Raw genomic sequence first — 21,607 nt, forward strand, 5'->3', positions numbered from 1 at the left:
GATGACGCACACGGGCGGAATAGACGTCCAGAACTCGGCCGGCCGGCCGAGCCGGACGCGTGCCGTCACCATCGACAGCGACACGCGTCCCGTCTGGGAGACCGAGGCGCTGCCCGGCTGGGTCGTCTACTGGCTGATCCCCATGCTGTCCGCCGGCCAGAAATGGCCCGAGGCCAGCGAGAGCGGGCTGTCGCAGCTGGCGCGGGCGTACGAGGCGCTGGGCGACGGGGCCGTCGGCTCGGCCGGGCCCGCGGGCTCCGCCGCGCGTACCGTCGTCACGGGCTGGGCCTCGCCCGCCACCGCGCACTTCGTCACCAGGATCAAGGCCCTGTACGGCGACGACGGCATCTCCGGCGTGGACCGCAACGCGCGGGCCTACGCGCAGCAGGCCAACGACTTCGCTGTGGAGACGCAGTACTCCAAGCTCTCCATCAACGTGGCGTTCTGGATCACGGTCATCGCCATCGGCATCGCCATCGTCACCTCCTTCTTCAGCGCCGGGGCCTCCACCGCGCTCATCGGCCCGTACGCGGCCGGCGCCCGCGCGGCGCTGAGCCGCATCCTCGTCCGGCTGGCGACCGTGGCCGGCCGCGAGGCCGGCGCCACCAGGCTGGCCCGGGTGGCCGTGCTCAGCGGCGCCACCGGGCGCGGCGCCATCACCCGGCTGCTGGCCTCGCCGATCGGCCGGGAACTCATCGAGGAGATCGGCGAAGAGTTCTTCATCGACGCGGCGGCCCAATACCAGCAGATCAAGATGGGCACCCGCCAGGACTGGGACTGGCAGAAGTCCACCGCCGCGATCGTCGGGGCGGGCACCGGCGCCGTCATCGGCACCCGCCTGTCCGGGCCCGTGTCCCGCCTCACCAGCGGCGTCCCCGGCTTCACCGGCCGCGCCCTCACCACCGGCCTGACGAACACGATCGCCTCCCCGGTGGGCAGCTTCATCGCCAACACCGCCGTGTACGGGCAGGTGCAGAACCCGTTCACCGCCGACTCGCTGATGGGCGGCTTCCTCGGCGGCGCGGGGCGGACCGGCAGCATCAGCCCGTTCAACCCGGACGTCGCCTCCGCCCTGGCCCACCCGCTGAGCACGCTCGCCGCCGCGCACACCGCCGCCGCCAGGGCCGACGCGGCCCGCGCGGACGCCGGTCCAGGCGCGGGTCCCGGCTCCGGCCCTGGCGCTGGTCCCGGTGGGCCGCAGTCCCCGGACGGTCCCACGGCGCCGACCGGCCCCGCGCCCGGAGGCCCCGCCGCGGGCGGCCGGCCCGGCAACCAGGCGGCCACCCGGGTCCCCGACCAGCCCGGCGTGCCCGCCCAGCGCACCTCCTCGTCCTCCTCGCAGCAGGGCGGCCGCCCGTCGATGCCCGACCCCGACACGTCCGCCCCCCGCCGCGCCCCGTCCACCCCGGACACTGCTCCGGACCCGGCCCCCAAGCCGACGCCGGAGCCGGCCCCCGAGCCGGAGCCGGTCCTGAAGTCGGACCCTGCCGCCGACCCTGCTGGGGACCAGAGCACCGGCCGCCGGCCCGGCACCGCCGACCACCAAACGTCGCCTGCGACGCCCCCGGCCGCCGACGACACCCCCGCCCAAGCCGACGCGAGGGCGTCCGTCCAAGCCGACGCGGACGCATCCGCCCAAGCCGACGCGGGGGCGCGCGCCCAAGGGGCGATGGCACAGGATGGCGGCGCGCCGACCGACGGTGACCCGGCCTCGCCGGGATCCCGGCCGGACGAAGCCGGACAGACCGGCCCCGCCCAGAACAGTCCCGCACAGAACAGCTCCACTCAGGACGGGCTCGCTCAGAACGGTCAAGACCAGGACGGGTCCGCTCGGCGCGGCCCGAATCAGGATGGGTCCTCTCAGAATGGTCAGGCCCAGGACGGAGCGGTGCCGCGAGGTGAGTCGCGTCCCGCGGACGCCACGCCGGTGCCGGAGCCCGGTGACGGGCCCGACCGGACCCAGGGTGCCGCGGTGCCCGCCGCGGCCCAGCTGACGCCGGTGGCCCGGGCGCGGACGGCGCTGGTGGACGCGATCGGCACGAACTTCCCCGACGCGGTGATGGGCCCCGCGGGCGACCTCATCGTCCCGGCCCCCGGTGGCCCCCGGGTCATCCCCGCCGCCACGCTGAACCGCATCGGCGCCGTGCTCCACGCCCGCGCCACCGAGGTACAGAGCCAGGCCGACCTGGAGGTGGAGGCGGCCTCGCTGCTCCTGGTGGCCCAGGCCGACGACCGATTCTCAGCGGCGGCACCAGAAGGCGGCCTGGACGGCAGCTCGGACACTGCTCCGGACGCGGGCCCGGACGCGTCCCCGCACGGTGCCCCGAACACGTCTCCCCAAGGCGTCCAGGACACCGCCCCCCGCACCGGGCCGGACACGTCGCCACGCGGCGCCCCGGACGCCGGGCAGTCCGCGAACACCGGGCAATCCCCGGACACCGCGCAGCCCCCGGGCAGCGCCGCGGCCCCCGCGATGGCGAGCGCGCCCGGGACCGTGACCTCCCAGCCGGTGCCCGGCACCGGTTACGTCCCCGGCACCCGCACCGGCCCCGACCTCACCTCCGACGAGGCCCGCGACGCCACCGCGGACCTGCGCCCCGACCACTTCGGCGCCGAGGAGGTCCAGGCGCTGGCCTGGTCCCCGGACGGCAGGACCTTCATGGTCACCACCAGCGACGGCGAGACGCATCACTTCGTCCCGGTCGTGGGCGGCCTCGACTCCCGCCTGATGGGCCAGACGGAGCTGAAGCAGGGCACGGTCCCCGACGACCCGCACATCGTCCACATCAACCCCCGCGTCGCCTCCGACCAGCTGCCGAGGCTCTGGCTGCACGAGATCACCGACACCCTCCAGCGCCTGCAGGCCACCGGGCACAACTCGGGGCAGAGGGTCCTGCGCCGGGTGCTGCCCGGCAACCGGCCGACCCGCGACGAGTGCGTGCCCGCCCGGCGCAACGAGCTGGCGTACCTGACCGAGCAGTGGAGGCGGGCCCGCACGCTGCCCGAGAAGCGCCGCCTGGCCGTGGACATCGACGGCGTCATGCGCGAGCTGCAGGAGCATGGGGACACCCCGCCGGCCCCGCCCTGGGCTCCGGGGAGCGACAGCCGCCCGAGCCACGCGCCACCCGTACCGGGCGATCCGCGCACCGCCGACGTGGCCGCGGTCGTCACGGCGTTGGAAGGCGCGGAACGGGCTCTCCAGCAGCAGATCGACGCGAAGCGGGAGAGCGCGGAGAACGCCCGCAAGGCGAGGAAGAAGGCCAGCCGGTCGGCCCGCAGGACGCTGAACCACCACGACGCCGGCCGCTTCGAGCGCGCCCGCCAGTCCAAGCGGGAGGCGCGCGGCCACCGCAACACGCAACTGAGGCACACCAGGATCGCCGACGCCTACGCCGCCGCGCTGGAGGAGGCGACGCGCGCCAGGCAGGCGTACGAACAGCTGCTGGGCGCGTTGCCGTTCGCCACGATGCCCCCGGCGCCGGGCGAGGTCAGCATGGCCGACATCGCGGCACGTCTGGCGAGGCAGGCCACGCAACAGCACCAGCGCTATCTGGACGCGCTGGCCGCCGCGCTGCCGCAGGAGGTCTCCCTGTCGGCCGCGATGCCCGCGGGCCGGCTGGCGCACCTCGGCGCGCTCACCCGCACGGTCAACACCATGCTCGAACGCGAGGGGATCGCCAAGCAGTTCACCCCCGACGAGCTCGGGCGCGCCATCCGGGCGGACTTCCACAAGGTCGTCACGCCAGAAGGCGTCGTGCTGCGCACCGGCCACGGCAGGTCGGCGGCCGAGCTGCGGATCCGGCTCACGCTCTCCGACCTGATCGAGGTCATCGACCCGGCCGTGCAGGCGTCCGAGATGATGGTGGGCATCTTCTTCCAGGCCGGTCGGACGGTCACCGCGACCGAGTCGGGCAGCGCCGGCGTGTTCGGCAACCTCAACACCAGCGGGCTCGCGCAGACGCTGCCCGAGGGCCAGTGGGTGCGCACGGTGGGCGAGCTGATCGGACTCGCCCTGGGCGTGAGCGCCGGGCGGAACTGGTCGACGTCGGGCGGGGCGGGCACGTACGCGCAGGGCGGCTCGGTCGCCGACAACCGCAGCGAGTCCCTGCTGTTCGACGCGGCCGCCGCGTGGACGGTCGAGATCCGCACCGGACGGGACACGGCCTGGCGCGACACCACCCAGGTCACCGAGAGCCTGCCCGGCGACAGCGCCGCCCAGCGGCTGTGGGTGACGCACTCCTACACCGACCAGCCGCCCCGCAAGCTGGCCTCGATCGACGACGCGCGCCGCACCAGCGCGCTGCCCAACCACGTCGTCACCGGCATGACCGGCCTGGAGGAGGCCCTCGACGCGCTCGCGGGCCGGCTCGGCGGCGACTTCGCCGAGATCGGCACGAACTCCCGGTCCAACCTGCGCAAGTTCATCATCGACGAGCTGCCGAGCCGGCTGCGGGAGGCGACGGACAAGGGGATCGACCGGACCATCGACGTGGACGGCCAGCCCAAGGCCCGCATCCGCGTCAAGACCGAAGTCGTCCTGGTCGCGAGCCGCCCGGTGGGCGGGCCGAGCAACCAGGAGTGGGAAGAGGAGGTGCTCGTCGACTTCGCCGCGTCGCCCGGCGGGGTCTCGGCGGGCGGATCGCTGGAGGGCAACTCCTCGGCCGGGCTGAACATCCCCGGGCTGCAGGCGGTCGACATCATGGCGGGGTACGACCCGGCCATCGGGCCCAGGCTGAAGGGGGCACGGTCGGCGTCCCAGACGTACTCGGCGACGGCCAACGGCCAGGCCATCCATCCCACCGTGCTCAGGAAGACCCGGCACACCCAGGGCTACCGGCTGGAGCTGCGGCACACGTTCACCGTCGAGAAGATCGGCGATCCGCCGGTCACGCTGCCGCCGATGCGGAGCGACGCGCTCGTGCGCATGCAGGAGCGCCTCGCCTACCGGTTCGGCCTGCCCGTGGACGACGCGGCGCTGATCCGCATGAACGGGAAGGTCCTGACCGACGCCGACGGCAACGACGTACTGCGCGGCGACCCTCTGCCGGTGCCGATCAAGGGACGCAAGACCGAGCTGCCGGAGATCATGGGCGACGGGCCGGGGCAGATCCGCGGCTCGGGCCCCGGCATCGTGCAGGAGCTGTTCGGGCTGGACGGGTTCACCGAGGAGGTCATCGACCAGCTCGCCGACAAGGGCCTGGTGCCCAGGATCGTCGACGGCGTCCCGCAGTACTCCTCCAACGCCCTCGAACGCGCCAGCCAGGTGCTCAACCTGCAGGAGATCGTCCAGCAGCTGTCCGAGGGGCGCCTGCGCGCCGCCTACAGCCAGGTGGCGCAGGACGCCATCCTGGTCGACCTGGTCATGCACGGCCTCAACCAGGCCCCCGATCACTACACCGTGCGCCTGTCGCTGAAGCAGGACTTCAGCGACCGCGGCACGTACGTCGGCGTGACCGAGGAGGACACGAACGTCGACCTCGACATCGGCACCGACACCTCGGCGCGGGGGATCAGCCGGTCCAGGACGTATAGCGGCGGGCCCTCCGCGAGCATGGGCGACGGCCCGGAAGAGGGTCACGACGGGCTGAAGCACGAGGTCGGGGTGAACGCCGGCGGCAACGTCACCAGCACGGCGGGCTCCAGCACCGGCGGAACCCTGAACGTGGTGACGCTCGGGGAGACCAAGGGAGCGCAGGCGCTCCTGGACGTCAAGCACGTGGTGTCCGCGGAGCTCCTGCACGACGGCGAGACGACGCCGCTGGCCTCCCGCGACGGCAAGGCGAGACTGTCGGTGCCGCTCGACCTCCTCCCGGTGGACGGCCCCGCCCAGAACGCCTCGGTGGGCAAGCCGACCCGCAAGCTGATGAGCCGGGCCACGCTCCTGGCCATGGACGTGCGCGACGCGATGGCCACGGCGCGACGGGTGCTGCCCGCCGCGATGCGCGAGGACTCGCCCGCGTACCACCATTTCGCGGCCTTCCTCAACACGCGCAACCTCGTCTCGCACCCCGAGATGCTGGAGACACCGATCAACAGCGACACCGCGATCCGGCCGCAGGGGGCGGCGCCCACCCGGTCGTCGCTGGACGTGCAGGGCGAGCTGGGCGAGGCCGAGGTGATCGGCGTCGTCGACCACGTGGTCGGCCGGATCATGTTCGGGCTGGGCAGCGCCGGAGTGTCGTGGGGCGGCTCGACCGGCCATTCGATCGGCGCCTCGACCGGCCTCAGCGACCTGGACGGCGGCGGCACGCAGAGCGACGGCGGCACGCTCTCGCTGCCCTCGCGCTCGGGAGGCACCTCGACCTCCACCTCCATCCTGGACATCTGGGGCACCGAGGAGCTGACGATCGAGTTCGGCCGCCAGTACATGCTGCGCGCCGACATGGGCGTCACCTTCACCGGCTCGGAGAGCTATCCGAACGCGCTGCCCACGGAGGAGGGACGGATCCCGGCCGGCAAGCCGGGGACCGCCGCCGCCGAGGGCGCCGTCCTGTTCTCCATCCCCGAGTACGACGCGCTGACCATGTACGCCGACGGGGACCTCGCGCTCCCGCTGCACCTGGTCGCCGACGCCGTCGAACGCTTCCGCAACGGCAGCCTCACCCTGGACCGCAATCTCGCCGTGCCCCTCGTCAACACCTACGTCAAGGCCCTGTCCGAGGCGCGCGCCCGCGGCGAGGAGCCGGCGCTGGCCAAGAGGCACACCGCCAAGAGCCTGCTGAAGTCGCTCAGAGACGTCACCGGACTCGGCCCGGAAGCCACGCGGGCCAGGCAGGGAGACGAAGAACGCCAGCTCGACCAGGTGCTGAACGACGCCCAGGAGCACATCAGGCGGACCGAGGAGGTCGTGCTCGCGCCCCAGTACGAGAACGGCATGGGCCTGAGCGTCGTGGAGTCGTTCGACCTGACCGACGACCAGGGCGAGGACGTCAACCTGCTGGACGCGGTCCTGCACGCCGTGGACGAGGCGATGCCGGGGGCGGAGGAGAACACGCCGACCCTGCGCAGGGAGGCGAGCGTCGACTTCGCCGGCGACCGGGCGCAGATCCGCATCCCCTCCATGTGGTCGTCCAACGGCTTCGAGAAGACCTACCACGTGCAGAGCGGCAGACCGGCGGACGGGCCGGAGGCGGTCACCGTACGGGTGCGGCTGGAGCCCGCGGAAGGAGCCGACCCGCGCAAGGGCAGGCTCCTCGGCCACACCTCCGACTCCGGCATCATCATCCAGCGCTACCGCTACACCGACCTGTCGCACGTGGAGGCGTACAACGGGTCCTACTCCGCCGGCGTCGACACCTCCAGCAGCGACGACGGGGACGGAACCGGCGCGGGCCTGTCCACCGACCGCGGCCGCTCCTACTCCAGCACCAACAACGAGCAGGGGACCAGGCTGCAGCGCATCGGCCTGTTCAACGGCCTCAACCGCGTCGAGCAGGACATGGTCCTGGTCATCGAGGTCGAGCGCAAGCCGGCCCGCGTCAGGAGCGCGCCGGGCGCGAGCACCAGGGCCCGCGCCGCCGCCGCGATCAAGGCCGCGGCCGAGCGGGTCCGCCGCCGTCCCAAGGTGCGCCCCGTCCGGTACGACGCCAAGCTCGTCCGCCGCCTGCCCACCGGCATGGCCAGGCCCGCGAGCGAGGACCCCGGCCCGCTCGTCATGGTGACCGACCCCCGCCGGGTCGAGCTGCACTCCGGCCACTTCGTCGAGACGCTGCGGCAGGACCCAGCCCGGCCCACGCTGCTCGAGGTCGCCACCGCCCAGCTGGGCAAGATGCTGGGCCGCAACACGGTCGCGGAACGCCGGGCCGAACTCGTCGCCAGGCTCGACCCGTCCGCGCTGATCAGCGGTTTCGAGCGGATGGCCGGGCCCGGCGGCGACGTCGTCGTGCGGATGGCCCGGCAGAAGTTCAAGGACCAGGGCGCCGACGTCACGATCAGCGCCCGCCTGTCCGACATGACCGTCGTGGCCGGGCCGTTCGACGCCGAGAAGGGCGACGTGGACAGGAAGGCCGACGCCCAGAACGTGAGCGTGTCGCGCAGCCGCGTCCTGCCCGTGGCCGGGAACGGCGTCGCGAAGACCGGGCTCGGCATCGATGTCGGCACCAGGGCCGGCGAGCAGTCGTCGGAGAACGTCAACGACCACCACGGGGCGCGGCGCGAACGCAGCAGGTTCGTCCGCGGCAAGGTCTACACCGTGCGGATGCGGGTCGACTACGACCTCGTCTTCCAGCACGTGGCCCGGCTGCGCGACGGCGACGTGCGGCCCGTCGGCGACGCGGTCCACATGCCGGCCGCGAGCGGCGGCGAGGTGGACGTGACCCTCTTCGGCGAGGAGATCGAGGAGCTGCGCGAGCGGATGGAGTCGGGCGTGCGCATCGGGCCCGAGTCCGACGTGTCGCACACCTTCCCGTTCGTGCCCGCGTCCGGTCGGCAGGGGCTCATCCAGGTGCTCGGCGACGCCCGCCTCGCCGCCAGGGAACGCGGGGCGGTGGCGGTCGTCGCGGTACGCGAGCCGGACGGCCTGCACCGCTACGACGCCTACCCCGACGGCAGGATCAGCAGCCGCACCCCCGACGGGGGCTTCGCCGAAGCCTTCTCCACCCTTCCGCCCGGCCTGCTGGAGGCCGCCGACCAGGTCCGCCACCCTCGGCTGGACCTGCGGCACGTCTTCATGAACTCGGAGGTGGAGGGCACCTTCACCGACCAGGTGACCGCCGCGCTCCGCGACCGCGGCGCCCTCCCGCCCGCGCAAGGCACCACCGGCACGCCCGCGCAAGGCGCCACAGGCGCACCCGCCCCGGGCACGCCTGACGCGACGGGCACGGCCTCGCCGGGCACTCCCGGCACGGCCGCCGTTCCCGGCGTGCCCTCCGCGCCCGCCTGGCCCGCCGCCACCGGGCCGTCGCACGCGTCCGCGGGAGGCAGTGTCGCGCAGGGGCTGACGGGCGGGTCGGCGGGCTCGGGGTCCGGGGCCTCGGCGACCGACCAGGCGATCGCCGGAACGCCGTTCGACGCCGCGGCCAGGCCGGAGGGAAGCCCCGACCTGACCCTCGCCGAGGTGCGCGCCCAGCACCTCTCGGCCGCCGACTTCGGCGGGGCGGTGGCGAACGTACGCTGGGCCGGCGGCGACCGGATCGTGCTGCAGTTCACCGGCTCGCCCGACCAGCACGTCCAGGTGCTGGTCGAGGACCCGGGCGCCGGCCTGCTCGGCCGCACGGACCTGCGGGCCGGCACCGCCACCAGCCCGCACGTGATATGGATCGGGTTGAGGGTGGACCCGCAGGTCGTGTCCTCCGTGCTGGTGCACGAGATCTCGCACGCCGCCCAGGCGAGCGCCGCGGCGGCGGCCGGGGCCCGGCAGGGGGTCGTCCGGCCGTCGTTGTCGCACGACCTGGAAGAGGGCACGGACCACTGCCTGGTGCCGCGCCTGGACGAGCACGCCCACCTGTCACGGAAGTGGCGGGCGGAGCAGGACCCGGCCGCGCGGTCGCGGCTGGCGGAGGCGATCGGCACCCTCGCCGCCGACATCGAGCGCCGCGGCCACACCCCGCCGCCCCCGCCCTGGGGCACGGGCCCGCAGCGGCCGGAGCGCGGAGGAGAGGGGCCGATCGCCCGCCTCCGGGGCCTGATCGACGCCGCCACGCGGCAGGAGCCCGCGCCCGGCCGGGGCCGCACCCTGTCGTCCCTGCTGGGCGGCGCGCCGTCCGACGCCAGGACCGCCGCCGCCGAGCTCCGTGCCGAGGTACGCAGGGCGGGCCTGGCGGTGGATCAGCCGGGCGCGGCGGCCAGGACGATCTTCCTGGCGCGGGCGGGCGAGCTGACCCAGGAGCAGATCGCGGCGATCCGCGGTCCCGTGGCGCTGCCCGAGATCGCCGCCGCCAAGGCCGTCGAACGCGGCGCCGCCCTCCTGGGCGCCCGCGTCCGCACGCACGGCCCGGGCCTGCTGGACATCCAGATGCCCGGCCGGCCGTCCATCGCCGTCGAGATCCAGCCCGCCGGCCGCGCCACGCCCCCCGGCGCCGACGCCGCTCAGGGCGGGCCGGCGCAGGGCGGACCTGCCCAAGGGGTTCCCGCTCAGAACGGGTCCGCTCGGGACGGGTCCGCTCAGGACGGGAGCGTGCTGACGTTCCAGGTGGACGATCACCGCACGATCGGCGCGAACGAGCGTGCCGCCGCCGCCACGGCAGCCGCCGCCGTGGCGCGGGCCGTGGGTCTGCCGGTCGCGGATCACGCCAGACTGGCCGAGCTGTACGAGGCCGCACGCCAGGTCCGCACCGCCACCGCCGCCCAGCGCCCCGGCCGGCTGGGCGTCCTGCGCGACCTCGCCGCCGCCGCCCCGTTCCACCTCGTGCCCGCTCCCATGGCCGCGCACCTGACCACCCTGCTCGGAACGACCCGCCGCTCCGCCGCGCGGCACGCGTACTGGGAACGGATGCGTCGCCTCAACGACGGCACCGGCCTCCAGCCGCCGGAGGAGGAGTGCCGTTGCCCCGCGGACGGCCCCTGCGGGTGCGGACTGCGGGCGTGGACCGGCCGGGTCCGGGCATGATGGGAACCCCGGCTACACCCCTGAGGAGAGGACGGAGATGACCTTCGCGGTAGCGCGGACGAGGGATGAGGCCCACCTCTACCTCGACCTGCACCCATGCGCCTGCGGTTCGGTGGACACGACCTGGGAGAGCGGTCTGGTCGGCGCCGAAGGCGGGCCGGCCAACCGCTACAGCGGCGTCTGCGGGGAGTGCGGCAGGGACAGGGAGTTCGTGTTCGGGCTGCCTGAGCGTCCCGTGATGCCGGCGGGCTATCCGACCTTCGGAGGTCAGGAGCGCTCGCAGCTGCTGGACGCGGGGGAGTGGATGTGGGTGGCCGATCTGACCGCGGGCAACGTGCCGGTGGACGACGAGGCCGAGGCCAGGCGCACGCTGTCGGTGGCGGCCGCGGCGGTGGCGGAGGTCGTCAAGTTCATCCCGCCCGGCGCGGAGGCGGTGCCCGACGACGGGTTCTGGTCGCCGCGCGGGCGAGAGGTGCGTGCGGCCGAGCCCGGCAGGTTCCGGCTCGACCGGCTGCTGATCGTCCGCGACTCCTACCGTGACCTGGCGGCCCGGCATGCCTGACCACGGCCCCGAGCGCCCTGGACCCGACGCCCGCCGCCAAGCCTCCGGCCACGGCTCGGACCAAGGTCCAGACCACGGCTCGGACCACCGCCTGACAGACGGTCTGGACCGCCGTGCTGACGGGCCGGGTCCCGCGCGGAGCCTCGTGGAGGCGTACGTCTATCTCGACCTGGTGGCGCCGGGCGGCTCCGAGCAGGCGGCGGTCGCCGACGGGGACGAGGGCTGGCTGGTGCGCGCCGGCGGCGTCGAGGTGCTCGTCCCCTACGAGGCGGAGGAGGCGGCCAGGCAGTCGGAGGCGACGTTCGGCACGGGGCTGAGCGCGCTGCTCGACCCCGGCCAGTGGGTGCTGGTCTCGGCCACGTACGCGAGCCGGGCCCTGGAAGGCGGGCTCCTGCTCGCCGAGGATCCGTCCGACCCGGAGGGGCTCGACGCCGTCGCCGCCGACTGGTCCTTCGCCGCCGACGCCGTCGCGGAGGCGCTCAAGTTCGTCCCCGAGGGCGACGCGGGCGCCGACGGGCCGGATCCGGAGTCCTTCTGGACGGAGATGGGCCGCTCGGCGCGTGACGCCGCCCCCGGCCGCTTCACCCGGGCCAAGCTGGAGAGCGACCTCGCCTTCTACCGCCAGAGCCTCGCCGACCTCCACCGCCTGCACGCGGACTGACCGACGGCCTCTCGGGCCGGTCCGCACGCGGACGGATTCCGGCTTCTCCGGCCGCGTGCGAAGCCGCTTGCGGCTGCTCCGACCAGCCTACCTGCGGCTTCTCGGGCCGGCCCGCACGCGGACCGTCGGGCGGCTGCGCCGACTGGCGTGTCCGGTCGGGCGGCCGCTCGGACAGCGGCCCGGACAGCGGCTCGGACAGCGGCTGGTCGCGCTGGCCCGCTCCCTGGTACGCGAGCCCCGCCTGCTCCTGGCCGACGAGCCCTTCGGCGCGCTCGACGCGCTGACCAGGCTCAAGATGCACGTCCGGCTGCGCCGCCTGTGCGAGCAGCACCGCCCCTCCGTGCTCCTGGTCACCCACGACGTGGACGAGGCCATCGCGCTGGCCGACCGCGTGCTCGTCCTGGAGGACGGCAGGATCGCGACCGAGCAGCGGCTCGACGGCGGCGCGAGCCACGCCGAGCTCAGAACCGTCCTGCTGCGGGTCCTCGGCGTGACCGACGACGACGCGGCCGATCGGGACGGGTCACGGTGACGAGACGATGGCGTAGGCGGGATCGGCGGAGCGGTGGGATGCCGCCATACTGGTACGGTCCGCCGAAGCCGCCGGGTGAAGAGACGAAATCCCGGAATTCCCAGTATTCCTACTCAACCTATGGGAAAATAAGGGCATGAGCCTCGAGGAGATGCGCGCGTCGAGCGCCCGCGCCGATTCCCCGTTGACCGCCGCCATCATGGCCGGCCGGTGGATCAGGTCGGCCGCGATCGACGACGAGCACGGCCGGCGCTGGCTGGCCAACCCCGACGCGCGCGGTGCCTCGGCGGTCACCTCCGAACCCTGGTCCCTCTACTCGGGCGCGGCCGGCATCGTGCTGTTCTTCCTCGAACTGGCCACCGCCACCGGGCACGAGGCGTACCTGGAGGATGCCAGAGCAGGCGCCCGCCGGCTCGCCGCCACCTGGCGTGAGCAGGAGGACCTGACCCTCTACCACGGCCTGACCGGCGTCATGATCGCCCTCATGGAGGCCGGCTGGACGCTCGGCGAGGCCGAGTTCGAGGCGGAGGCGGCGGCCATCGCCGACCTGATCGTCCGCCGGGGCGTGGAGCAGAGCTCAGGCGACGGGGTGCGGTGGTCACGCGACCCGGCGCAGCGCGGCGAGGGTGGCATCATCCTCGGGCTCCTCCGCGCCGCCACCCACCTCGGCGTGCCCGCGTACGAGGAGGCGGCGGTCGAGGCCGGGCGGCGCATCGCCCGGCTGCCCGTTCCGGGCCACCGTTTCGGCGACTGCGCCGACCTGCCGGTCGACGCCGTCACCCCGGGCTTCCTGGCCGGCACGTCCGGCACCGCGTTCCTGCTCGCCCGCCTGTACGGCGTCACGGGCGAGGACCGCTTCCTGCACGCCGCGCGCAGCGGCGCCGCCTTCGTGCGCGAGGTCAGCCACGTGACCGGCGCCTGCGCGGTAGTCCCGCACCACGTGCCGCAGGCCCGCGACCTGCACTACCTCGGGTTCTGCTCCGGCTCGGCGGGCGTGGCCAGGATGTTCTACGAGCTGTACCGGGTGGCCGGCGACCCCGGCGACCTGGAGTGGGCCGGACGGCTGGCGCACGGCATCGTGAGCAGCGGCGTGCCGCACCACCGTACCGAGGGCTACTGGAACGTCGCCTGCCAGTGTTGCGGCACGGCCGGCGTGATCGAGCTGTTCGCCGGGCTGTGGGCGGCGACCGGCGAGGCGCGCCACCTCGAATACGCCCGCACGCTCGCCGCCGACCTGATCGGCCGGGCCACCGACCACAACGGGCAGGGCTACCGCTGGTACCAGGCGTACCGGCGGCTGCGGCCCGGCGAGGTGACGGCCGACACCGGCTACATGGTCGGCGCGGCCGGCATCGGCACGGCCCTGCTGCACCTCGACGCGGCCGGCCAGGCGGACCGGCCGCGCCGGGTCGTCCTGCTCCCCGACAACCCGTTCCCCGCCATCCCGCTGCCGTCCTCCCTGTTCACGGGGGACTGATCGGCACCGGTAGGCTCGGCGTCGTGACTCGACAAGCCCGTTACGGGAAGTTCATCGCCCAGGACGGCCGGGGCCAGGAGCTCGCCGACCTCCTCCTGGCCGCCGCCGCCCGGCTGGAGGGTGCGGCCGGCTGCGAGCTGTACCTGGTCAACCGGCAGGCCGACGCGCCCGACACCGTCTGGGTGACCGAGCTGTGGCGCAGTCAGGCCGACCTCGACGCCGCGCTCGCGCAGGTCAGAGGCAGCTCGGAGGCGGCCGAGGCGTTCCGGCTGGTGAAGTCGGCCGAGACGATCGAGCTGGACCTGCTCGGCGGCGCGGGCCTGGCTCCCGCAGGCGCCTGACCAGGCCGCCCAGGCGCTTGAAGACGTCCTCAGGCAGTCTCAAGACGTCCTCGGAACCCCTCAGGCGTACGCCTTCACTACAGCAGCCCGACCGACGCCGCGCCGCCCTGCAGCACCACCCTGAGCCTGGTGACGGGGTGGCGGCCGCGGCCAGGTTCGCGCCGCCGCCGGCACCGATCGTGAGCGTGAAGGTCCTGCTCGCCGGGGTGCTCAGCCGGTCGTAGTCCCTGAGCTGGACGGTGAAGGCCGAGGTGCCCGCCGCCGTGGGTGTGCCGGTGATCGCGCCGGTGAAACGGTCGAGGGCGAGCCCCGCCGGCAGCGAGCCGCCGGTGACCTGCCAGTCGCAGAAGGGGACGCCGCTCTTGGCGGCCAGCGTCTGCCGGTAGGCGGAGCCGGGCGTGGCCTGGGGAGCGAGGTGGTGGTGATCGACGGCTCCAGGAACGGGGTGAGGTTCCGGTTGAGCTTCCAGCCCGCGTTCTCCGCCACCAGCAGGGCCGGCTTGGTCAGCATCCACCTGCGGGTGGGGACCAGGTGGGTCCAGCCGCCGCTCCGCCCGCTGAGCCGGTCCCAGGAGGGCTGGTCGCCGGGGATGTGGTGGTTGCCGTCGATGTTCGCCTCGTCGTACTCCAGGATCATCGCGGTCGAGCGGTGCAGCGGGCCCGCGACCTGCCGGCCGCCGCGCGTGCTGTAGCGGCCGTTGGCGGCCGGGTAGCCGGTCGAGTACGGCGTCTGGATCCCGCGGAAGTGCACGTACATGCCGGTGTAGGCGGAGGCGTTGGTGACGTCGGCGGTGTTCTGCCAGTCATCGCCCGGCAGATGGTTCGGCTCGGCGCCGGCCGCGACGGTGTCGAAGGGCTCCATGTCGAAGAAGCGGAACCAGTCCTTGACCGCCTCCTCGGCGGCCGTGCGCACGCCGGCGTCGCCGAAGTAGCCGGTGACGGTGTCGTGACGGTAGTCGAAGGCGATCGGCAGCGACGGCTGCAACGCCGTCTTCTCGTCCTGCTGCACGAAGATCGGCATCGACTGCTCGTACGTCGCCCCGCCCGCGTCCCTGGTCGTCAGCCGCAGCGTGTGCCGCTCGTCGGCGCCGGGACCGCGCTTGGAGTGGATGGCCAGCCGGAAGACCTTGGACCCGGCGGCGTTCGCGAACGTCAGCGTCTTGGCCGCGCCGGTGGCGGTGAGCCGGCTGGGCAGGTCCATCATCAGCCGGGAGGTGCCCTCGGCGAGTGACGCGGCCACGGCGGCCAGTCGTCTTCGGCCGCCACGAAGCTCGCCGGAGAGCCTGCGGCGGGGGCAAGAGAAGGCAATCGTTTGCCGACGAAGATACGCCGCACATGCTGGGACTATTGACTAGTGCTGTATCACATCCTACATTTCGGCGAGAAAACCTCTTCCCAGGCACAGGGAGCGCGATGTCTGACCGCACGGACCGCGTCCGCGGCCCGCTGGCACCGTCCACCGGCGTTCAGCGACCGCTGGGCATCGACGACGTCGAGATCGAAGGAGGCCCGTTCGGGCGCTGGCAGCGGATCAACAGGGAGGCCGGCATCCCGCTCGGCCTGGAGCAGATGGAGAAGTCGGGAGCCCTGCCCAATCTGCGGCTGGCCGCAGGGGAGAGCGAGGGTTCCTTCCAGGGCTTCCGCTTCCAGGACTCCGACCTGTACAAGCAGCTCGAAGCGGTCGCGTGGGAGCACGGCCGGCTGCCGGACGACGGCTACCGCGCCTTCGTCGCGGAGACGGCCGCGCTGCTCGCCCGCGCCCAGCGCCCCGACGGCTACCTGAACTCGCACTACCAGATGGTCAAGCCGGACAAGATCTGGACCGAGCTGGAGTACAGCCACGAGATGTACTGCGCCGGCCACCTCATCCAGGCCGCGGTGGCCGCGGCGCGGGCCGGGCTCGGCGACGAGCTGCCGGCGGTCGCCCGCCGCTTCGCCGACCTGCTGGTCCGGCGCTTCCTGGTGGACGGCGACGACGCCATCGACGGGCACGCCGAGGTGGAGACGGCGCTGGTCGAGCTGTACCGGCTCACCGGGGAGGGCTCCTACCTGGAGCTGGCCCGCAAGCTGATCGACAACCGCGGCCGGGGCCTGATCGCCGAGACCGGGCTCGGGCCGCTCTACGCCCAGGACCACCTGCCCGTACGCGAGGCCGACACCGCCGTCGGGCACGCCGTGCGCCAGCTCTACCTGGAGGCCGGGGTGGTGGACGTGGCCGTCGAGACCGGCGACGAGACGTTGCTGGCCTGCTCGGTGCGGCGCTGGGAGGACCTGGTCGCCACCAAGACCGCCATCACCGGCGGCCACGGCTCACGCCACGACGGAGAGGCGTTCGGCGAGCGCTACGAGCTGCCGCCGGACCGCGCCTACAACGAGAGCTGCGCCGCCATCGCCGGCATCCACTGGAACTGGCGGCTGCTGCTGGCCACCGGCCACGGCCGCTACGCCGACCTCATCGAGCGCACCCTCTACAACGCCTTCGCCGCCTCCACCTCCGCCGACGGCGTCCGCTTCTTCTACGTCAACCCGCTGCAGCGCCGCGCCGACCTGTTCGAGGACGCCTACCTGGGCCGGCGCAGGGAGTGGTTCGCCTGCGCCTGCTGCCCGCCGAACATCATGCGCCTGGTCGCCTCACTCGGCCACTACGTCGCCACCACCGACGACGACGGCCTGTCGGTGCACCAGTACGTGCCCGGCACCATCAGGGCCGGCGGCATCACCCTCGCCGTCGAGACCGACTACCCCTGGGACGGCCGGATCCGGTTCACCGTCCACGACACGCCGGGCGGGGAGTGGACGCTCAAGCTGCGTATCCCCGCCTGGAGCGCTTCCGGCGAGCTCACCCCCAACGCCGACGGCTACGCCGAGATCCGCCGCGACTGGCGGGCCGGCGACACCTTCACCGTCGACCTGGACATGACGCCCAGGCTCGTGCTGCCGCACCGCAGGATCGACGCGCTGCGCGGCTGCGCCGCGATCGAGCGCGGCCCGCTCGTCTACTGCTTCGAGCAGATCGACCAGGACGGCGATCTGGAAGACCTGGCGCTGACCCCGGACTCCGGGCTGCGCGCCGTCGAGCGCGACCTGCCCGGCGTCGGCAGGACCGTGCTCATCGAGGCGGACGCCGTCCGCCTGCCTCCCGCCCCGCCGGACGGCCTCCCGTACGGCACCGCACCCCCGGCAAGCCTCCCGGCCCCCACCACCGCCGTGGCCGTTCCCTACTACCAGTGGGACAACCGCGACGGCGGCGTCATGCGGGTCTGGACCCCCCTCGCGTAAGGACACGCACCCATGAAGAGAAGAGACCTGTTCAGGATGGGCGGCCTGGCCGCCCTGGGAGCGGCGGGCGTGAGCGCCTGCGGTTCGGGCGGAGGGTCGGGCGCGGCCGGGGCGACGCAGCTGCAGTTCATGTACTGGGGCTCGACGTTCGAGAAGGCCGCCGTCGAGAAGATGCTCAAGTCCTTCGAGCAGAAGAACCAGGACATCAAGGTGAAGCCGGTCTTCACCCCCGACGAGTACGACGTCAAGCTCAACAGCCTGGTCGCCGGCGGCAACACCCCGGACCTCGGGTACGTGCCGATGTCGATGTCGTTCCGCCTGGCCGAACAGGGCAACCTGGTCAACCTGTTCCCGTACCTGCAGAAGTATCCGCAGCTGGCCGGCTACCTGCCGGACGCCTACCTCTGGTACGGCCAGGACAAGCTGCACGGCGTGGCCACCGCCAACGAGATCGAGCTGCTGTGGTACAGCAAGTCGGCCATCGCCGCGGCCGGGGCCGCCACGCCGCCCGCCGTGGCCTCCTCGGCCTGGTCGTGGGACCAGTTAGTGGAGAACGCCTACAAGCTCACCGTCGACCAGAACGGCAAGCACCCGGACGAGTCCGGCTTCGACCCCAAGCAGGTCAGGCAGTTCGGCATCTCCATCAGCCTCACCTACGCCGCCGCCTGGTACGGCTTCCTGCGCAGCAACGGCGCCGACTTCGCCGACGAGGCCGGCAAGAAGTGCCTGCTGGACACCCCCGAGGCGATCCAGGTGTTCCAGAACCTCCAGGACCTCATCCACAAGCACCGCGTCGCCCCAGGCCCGGGCCAGCTGGCGGCCACCGGCGACGACGTGCCGGGCACGAACATCCTGCTCAAGACCAAGCGGGTGGCGATGGTGGTGGACGGCCACTGGAGCCTGCTCGACATGAACGAGAGCAAGGTCGACTTCGGCATCGGCGTGCTGCCGAAGTACGCCGAGCCGTTCACCACCTCCCAGGTCGCCGGCGCCTCCTCGGTGTTCAGCACGACCAAGCACGTGGAGGAGGCCGTCGAGCTGTTCGCCTTCCACATCGACCCGCGGTACGTGGACCTCTACCAGCAGGGCCTGTGGATGCCGCAGGAGAAGAAGTACTACGAGGACCAGGCCGCCGTCGACTCCTGGACCAGGAACGACGGCCACCCGCCGGAGTTCCGCACGGCCGTCGTCGACTACGCCCGCGACCACGGCGTGCCCGACCTGCGCAACCGGGTCAAGAACCTGTCCGCCATCTCCAGCGACGTGCTCACCCCCGCGCTGCAGGAGCTCGAGTCGGGCAAGCGGCCCGCGGCGGAGGTGCTCAAGGAGGTCAGCCCGAAGATCACCGGCATGCTGCAGGGCTGGCAGCACGTGCAGGAGGCGTGACATGCCGGGCACTCCGGACCACAGCCCCAGCGGCCGGAAACCGCCGGACCGGCGCCTGTCCGGTCGGCGCCTGTCCGGGCAGCGCCTGTCCGGGCAGCGCCGCATGGAGCGGCGCTGGGGGCTGCTCATGGCGCTCCCGGCGATCCTCGGCTTCGTGATCTTCACGGCGGGCCCGATGGTGGCCTCGCTCGTGTTCAGCCTGACGGACTGGCAGGTGGGCGGCTCGCCCTCGTTCATCGGGCTCGGCAACTACACCGAGCTGGTGGACGACGCGCTGTTCTGGACGTCGCTGAGCGCGACCACGTACTACACGCTCGGCGCGGTCCCGCTCGTCCTGATCGTCTCCTTCGCCGTCGCCATGCTGCTCAACCAGAAGGTACGCGGGCTGCCGATCTGGCGGACCATCTTCTATCTGCCCACACTCGTGCCCGCCATCGCCAACGTGGTCCTCTGGATCTGGATCTTCAACCCGGACTTCGGGCTGCTCAACTCGCTGCTGCGCCAGGCCGGGCTGCCGGCCGGCCAGTGGATCTACGACGAGGCGATGGCGATCCCGTCGCTGATCGTGATGAGCACCTGGGGCTTCGGCAACACCATGGTCATCTTCCTGGCCGGCCTGCAAGGGGTGCCGCGGCACCTGTACGAGGCGGTCTCGATCGACGGCGGCGGCCCCTGGCGGCGCTTCTGGCACGTGACGCTGCCGATGATGACGCCCACCATCTTCTACAACCTCGTGGTGGGCGTGGTCGGCACCTTCCAGGTGTTCAACCAGGCGTACGTGATGACCGAGGGCGGACCCAACAACGCCACGCTGTTCTACGTCTACTACCTGTTCCGGATGGCGTTCAAGGAGAGCGAGATGGGCTACGCCAGCGCGCTCGCCTGGGTCCTGTTCATGATCATCGTGGTGATCACGTTCCTGCTGTTCAGGAACGCCCGCCGCTGGGTCTACTACGAGATGGCGGGGGCCCGATGACCGCGCTGGAAACGCCGCCGCGGGCCGCGCGGGTCGCCCCGGTCGCGGGCCCGCGCCGGCCGCGCAGGTACGGCAAGGCGCTGTTGTACGTGGCGCTCGTGGCCGGGGCCGTGCCGACGCTGCTGCCGTTCGTCTGGCTGGTGCGCAGCGCGCTCATGCAGGACGCGCAGATGTTCGTCGCGCCGCCGGAGTGGATCCCGTCGCCGTTCCAGTGGGACAACTTCACCGAGGCGCTCACGGCGCAGCCGTTCTGGCTGTACTTCGTCAACACGGTGGTCATCGCGGTGATCAGCGTGCTCGGCACGGTGCTGACCTGCTCGGTGGCCGCGTTCAGCTTCTCCCGGCTGCGCTGGCGAGGCCGGAACGTGGCGTTCGCGGTGCTGCTGAGCGGGGTCATGCTGCCGTACGCGGTGACGCTCATCCCGACCTTCGTGATGTGGCAGGAGCTGGGCGCGCTCGACACGTTCGTCCCGCTGACGGTGCCGAGCTGGTTCGCCGGCGCGGGCAGCGGGGTGTTCAACGTGTTCCTGCTGCGGCAGTTCTTCCTGACGATCCCGTTCGAGCTGGACGAGGCCGCCTACATCGACGGGGCCTCGCCGTGGCGGGTCTTCTGGACGATCGTCATGCCGCTGTCCAAGCCCGCGATCGTGGTGGTGACGATCTTCACCTTCATCGGGACCTGGAACGACTTCCTCGGCCCGCTGCTCTACCTCAACGACGAGGAGAAGTACACGCTCTCCCTCGGCCTGGCCTCCTTCCAGAGCACGTACCTCACCCAGTGGGGATACCTGATGGCCGCCTCCGCCGCCGTGATCGCGCCCATCATCGCCCTGTTCTTCTTCCTGCAGCGCTACTTCATCGAGGGGGTCACGCTCACCGGCATCAAGAACTGAGCGGAAAGCCCGGGGATCGGCGACAGGCGGATGGTCCGGCGTCGAGACTCCGTAGAGTGTCGACGGGCGTCACGGGCGGGTGCCGGCCTCGCCGTCCATGACGTCCCACTCGGCCTGGGCCCTGCGGTGCCAGCGGTTGCGCAGGTCGTGGAAGACGGCCGCGGCCCGCGGCCCCGGCCAGTCGTGCTCCAGCAGCTCGGCGGGCAGGTCGGGGTCGAGGAACGGGAAACCCCGCCATTCCTGGACGATCCGCACCTGGTGGACGAACGCCTCCCGGCCGGTGGCCGTGGTGAGGCCCGCGAAGCGCTCGATGAAGGCCAGGTAGCGTTTCTCCACGTCGTCGAGGTCCCACGCGGCCGTGATCAGCCTGGCGGGGTCGCCGATCCCGGCCGACGGGCCCGTCCAGGCGAAGACGCGGTCGCCGAGGTCGAGCTCGCGCACCACCTCGCGGACCGCGGCCTCCTTCGAGGCGTCCGGGATCACCCACAGCCCCGGGGCGGGGGAGCCGAGCCCCAGCCAGGTGAGCCGGGTGCGCAGGCGGTGGCGCAGCCGCCGCTGCGACTCCGGCACCCCGGCGGTGAGCACGAGCCAGCGGCCGTCCCAGTCGTGCGACCCGCGCATGAAGCCGTAGATGCGCTCGGTGCCCTCGCGCAGCAGCCGGTCGCCGGCCGGGGACAGGCTCCAGCGCACCCTGCGGCCGTGCCGGGCGGAGCCGAGCAGACCCTCGGCGGCCGTGCGCGACAGGGCCTGGCGGGCGGACTTCTCCTCGACGCCGAGCGCGCCCAGCGCGGTGACCAGGGTGCCGGTCCAGACCTCGCCGCCGCGCGGCAGGACGAACTCGCCGAGCACGGTCAGCAGCAGCGAACGCGCTCCCGCCGACCCCCTGGCCTTTGTCTGGACGTGTGTCTCGCCCTGGGTCATGCAGGCTCTCTTCTCGCCGTTCACGTGCTACAAA

At 72.9% G+C, this 21,607-nt stretch carries 12 protein-coding genes; 10 read left to right on the forward strand and 2 right to left on the reverse strand.

What is annotated here, in order from left to right; all coding sequences use genetic code 11:
- The first annotated feature begins 1 nt into the window (after position 1).
- The 6 genes from OIE67_RS18085 (at position 2) to OIE67_RS18110 (ending at position 14,119) form a co-directional block, all read left to right on the forward strand.
- Positions 2–10,546, forward strand: a complete 10,545-nt coding sequence (locus OIE67_RS18085; RefSeq protein WP_326641794.1) for a WXG100-like domain-containing protein — start codon at positions 2–4, stop codon at positions 10,544–10,546.
- Between the two features lie 37 nt (positions 10,547–10,583).
- Positions 10,584–11,108 (forward strand): hypothetical protein, encoded by a 525-nt coding sequence (locus OIE67_RS18090; protein WP_326641796.1) that lies wholly within the window; start codon positions 10,584–10,586, stop codon positions 11,106–11,108.
- Positions 11,109–11,253: 145 nt separating this feature from the next.
- Positions 11,254–11,769 carry a hypothetical protein gene (locus tag OIE67_RS18095; protein WP_326641798.1) on the forward strand — a complete coding sequence of 172 codons (516 nt, stop codon included), beginning with the start codon at positions 11,254–11,256 and terminating at the stop codon, positions 11,767–11,769.
- Between the two features lie 55 nt (positions 11,770–11,824).
- A complete protein-coding gene (locus tag OIE67_RS18100; RefSeq protein ID WP_407674860.1) occupies positions 11,825–12,301 on the forward strand; it encodes a hypothetical protein in 477 nt (158 codons plus the stop codon).
- Positions 12,302–12,437: 136 nt separating this feature from the next.
- Positions 12,438–13,778, forward strand: a complete 1,341-nt coding sequence (locus OIE67_RS18105; protein ID WP_326641800.1) for a lanthionine synthetase LanC family protein — start codon at positions 12,438–12,440, stop codon at positions 13,776–13,778.
- A 23-nt stretch (positions 13,779–13,801) separates the two neighbouring features.
- On the forward strand, positions 13,802–14,119 hold the full coding sequence (locus OIE67_RS18110) for a putative quinol monooxygenase (protein ID WP_326641802.1): 318 nt from the start codon (positions 13,802–13,804) through the stop codon (positions 14,117–14,119).
- Here the strand turns inward: OIE67_RS18110 and OIE67_RS55460 are convergent.
- Positions 14,013–14,633, reverse strand: a complete 621-nt coding sequence (locus tag OIE67_RS55460; protein ID WP_407674861.1) for an Ig domain-containing protein — start codon at positions 14,631–14,633, stop codon at positions 14,013–14,015. The genes OIE67_RS18110 and OIE67_RS55460 overlap by 107 nt on opposite strands.
- A gap of 898 nt (positions 14,634–15,531) precedes the next feature.
- On the opposite strand from OIE67_RS55460, the gene OIE67_RS18120 reads away from it, so the two are divergent.
- Genes OIE67_RS18120 through OIE67_RS18135 form a run of 4 tightly spaced genes read left to right on the forward strand, consistent with a single transcriptional unit; the run spans position 15,532 to position 20,652 of the window.
- Positions 15,532–17,397 (forward strand): glycoside hydrolase family 127 protein, encoded by a 1,866-nt coding sequence (locus tag OIE67_RS18120; protein ID WP_326641806.1) that lies wholly within the window; start codon positions 15,532–15,534, stop codon positions 17,395–17,397.
- A 12-nt stretch (positions 17,398–17,409) separates the two neighbouring features.
- Positions 17,410–18,783 (forward strand): extracellular solute-binding protein, encoded by a 1,374-nt coding sequence (locus OIE67_RS18125; RefSeq protein WP_326641808.1) that lies wholly within the window; start codon positions 17,410–17,412, stop codon positions 18,781–18,783.
- 1 nt (position 18,784) lies between these two features.
- A complete protein-coding gene (locus tag OIE67_RS18130; RefSeq protein ID WP_326641810.1) occupies positions 18,785–19,759 on the forward strand; it encodes a carbohydrate ABC transporter permease in 975 nt (324 codons plus the stop codon).
- Positions 19,756–20,652, forward strand: coding sequence for a carbohydrate ABC transporter permease (locus OIE67_RS18135; protein ID WP_326641812.1), 897 nt, complete (start codon positions 19,756–19,758; stop codon positions 20,650–20,652). Before OIE67_RS18130 ends, OIE67_RS18135 begins: the two co-directional genes overlap by 4 nt.
- Before the next feature lie 69 nt (positions 20,653–20,721).
- Here OIE67_RS18135 and OIE67_RS18140 read toward each other — a convergent pair whose 3' ends face one another.
- Entirely contained in the window at positions 20,722–21,573 is an 852-nt protein-coding gene (locus tag OIE67_RS18140; RefSeq protein ID WP_326641814.1) for a PaaX family transcriptional regulator, read from the reverse strand.
- Between the last annotated feature and the right edge of the window lie 34 nt (positions 21,574–21,607).

The sequence above is a fragment of the Nonomuraea fuscirosea genome (genome assembly GCF_035917475.1).
GTDB lineage: Bacteria > Actinomycetota > Actinomycetes > Streptosporangiales > Streptosporangiaceae > Nonomuraea > Nonomuraea fuscirosea.

What these genes read in the sequence shown, in the direction of transcription:
- OIE67_RS18105 (WP_326641800.1), top strand. Translation starts at nt 12,438, where the DNA reads ATGAGCCTCGAGGAGATGCGCGCGTCGAGCGCCCGCGCCGATTCCCCG.
- OIE67_RS18125 (WP_326641808.1), top strand. Translation starts at nt 17,410, where the DNA reads ATGAAGAGAAGAGACCTGTTCAGGATGGGCGGCCTGGCCGCCCTGGGA.
- OIE67_RS18135 (WP_326641812.1), top strand. Translation starts at nt 19,756, where the DNA reads ATGACCGCGCTGGAAACGCCGCCGCGGGCCGCGCGGGTCGCCCCGGTC.
- OIE67_RS18085 (WP_326641794.1), top strand. Translation starts at nt 2, where the DNA reads ATGACGCACACGGGCGGAATAGACGTCCAGAACTCGGCCGGCCGGCCG.
- OIE67_RS18130 (WP_326641810.1), top strand. Translation starts at nt 18,785, where the DNA reads ATGCCGGGCACTCCGGACCACAGCCCCAGCGGCCGGAAACCGCCGGAC.
- OIE67_RS18090 (WP_326641796.1), top strand. Translation starts at nt 10,584, where the DNA reads ATGACCTTCGCGGTAGCGCGGACGAGGGATGAGGCCCACCTCTACCTC.
- OIE67_RS18140 (WP_326641814.1), bottom strand. Translation starts at nt 21,573, where the DNA reads ATGACCCAGGGCGAGACACACGTCCAGACAAAGGCCAGGGGGTCGGCG.
- OIE67_RS18120 (WP_326641806.1), top strand. Translation starts at nt 15,532, where the DNA reads ATGTCTGACCGCACGGACCGCGTCCGCGGCCCGCTGGCACCGTCCACC.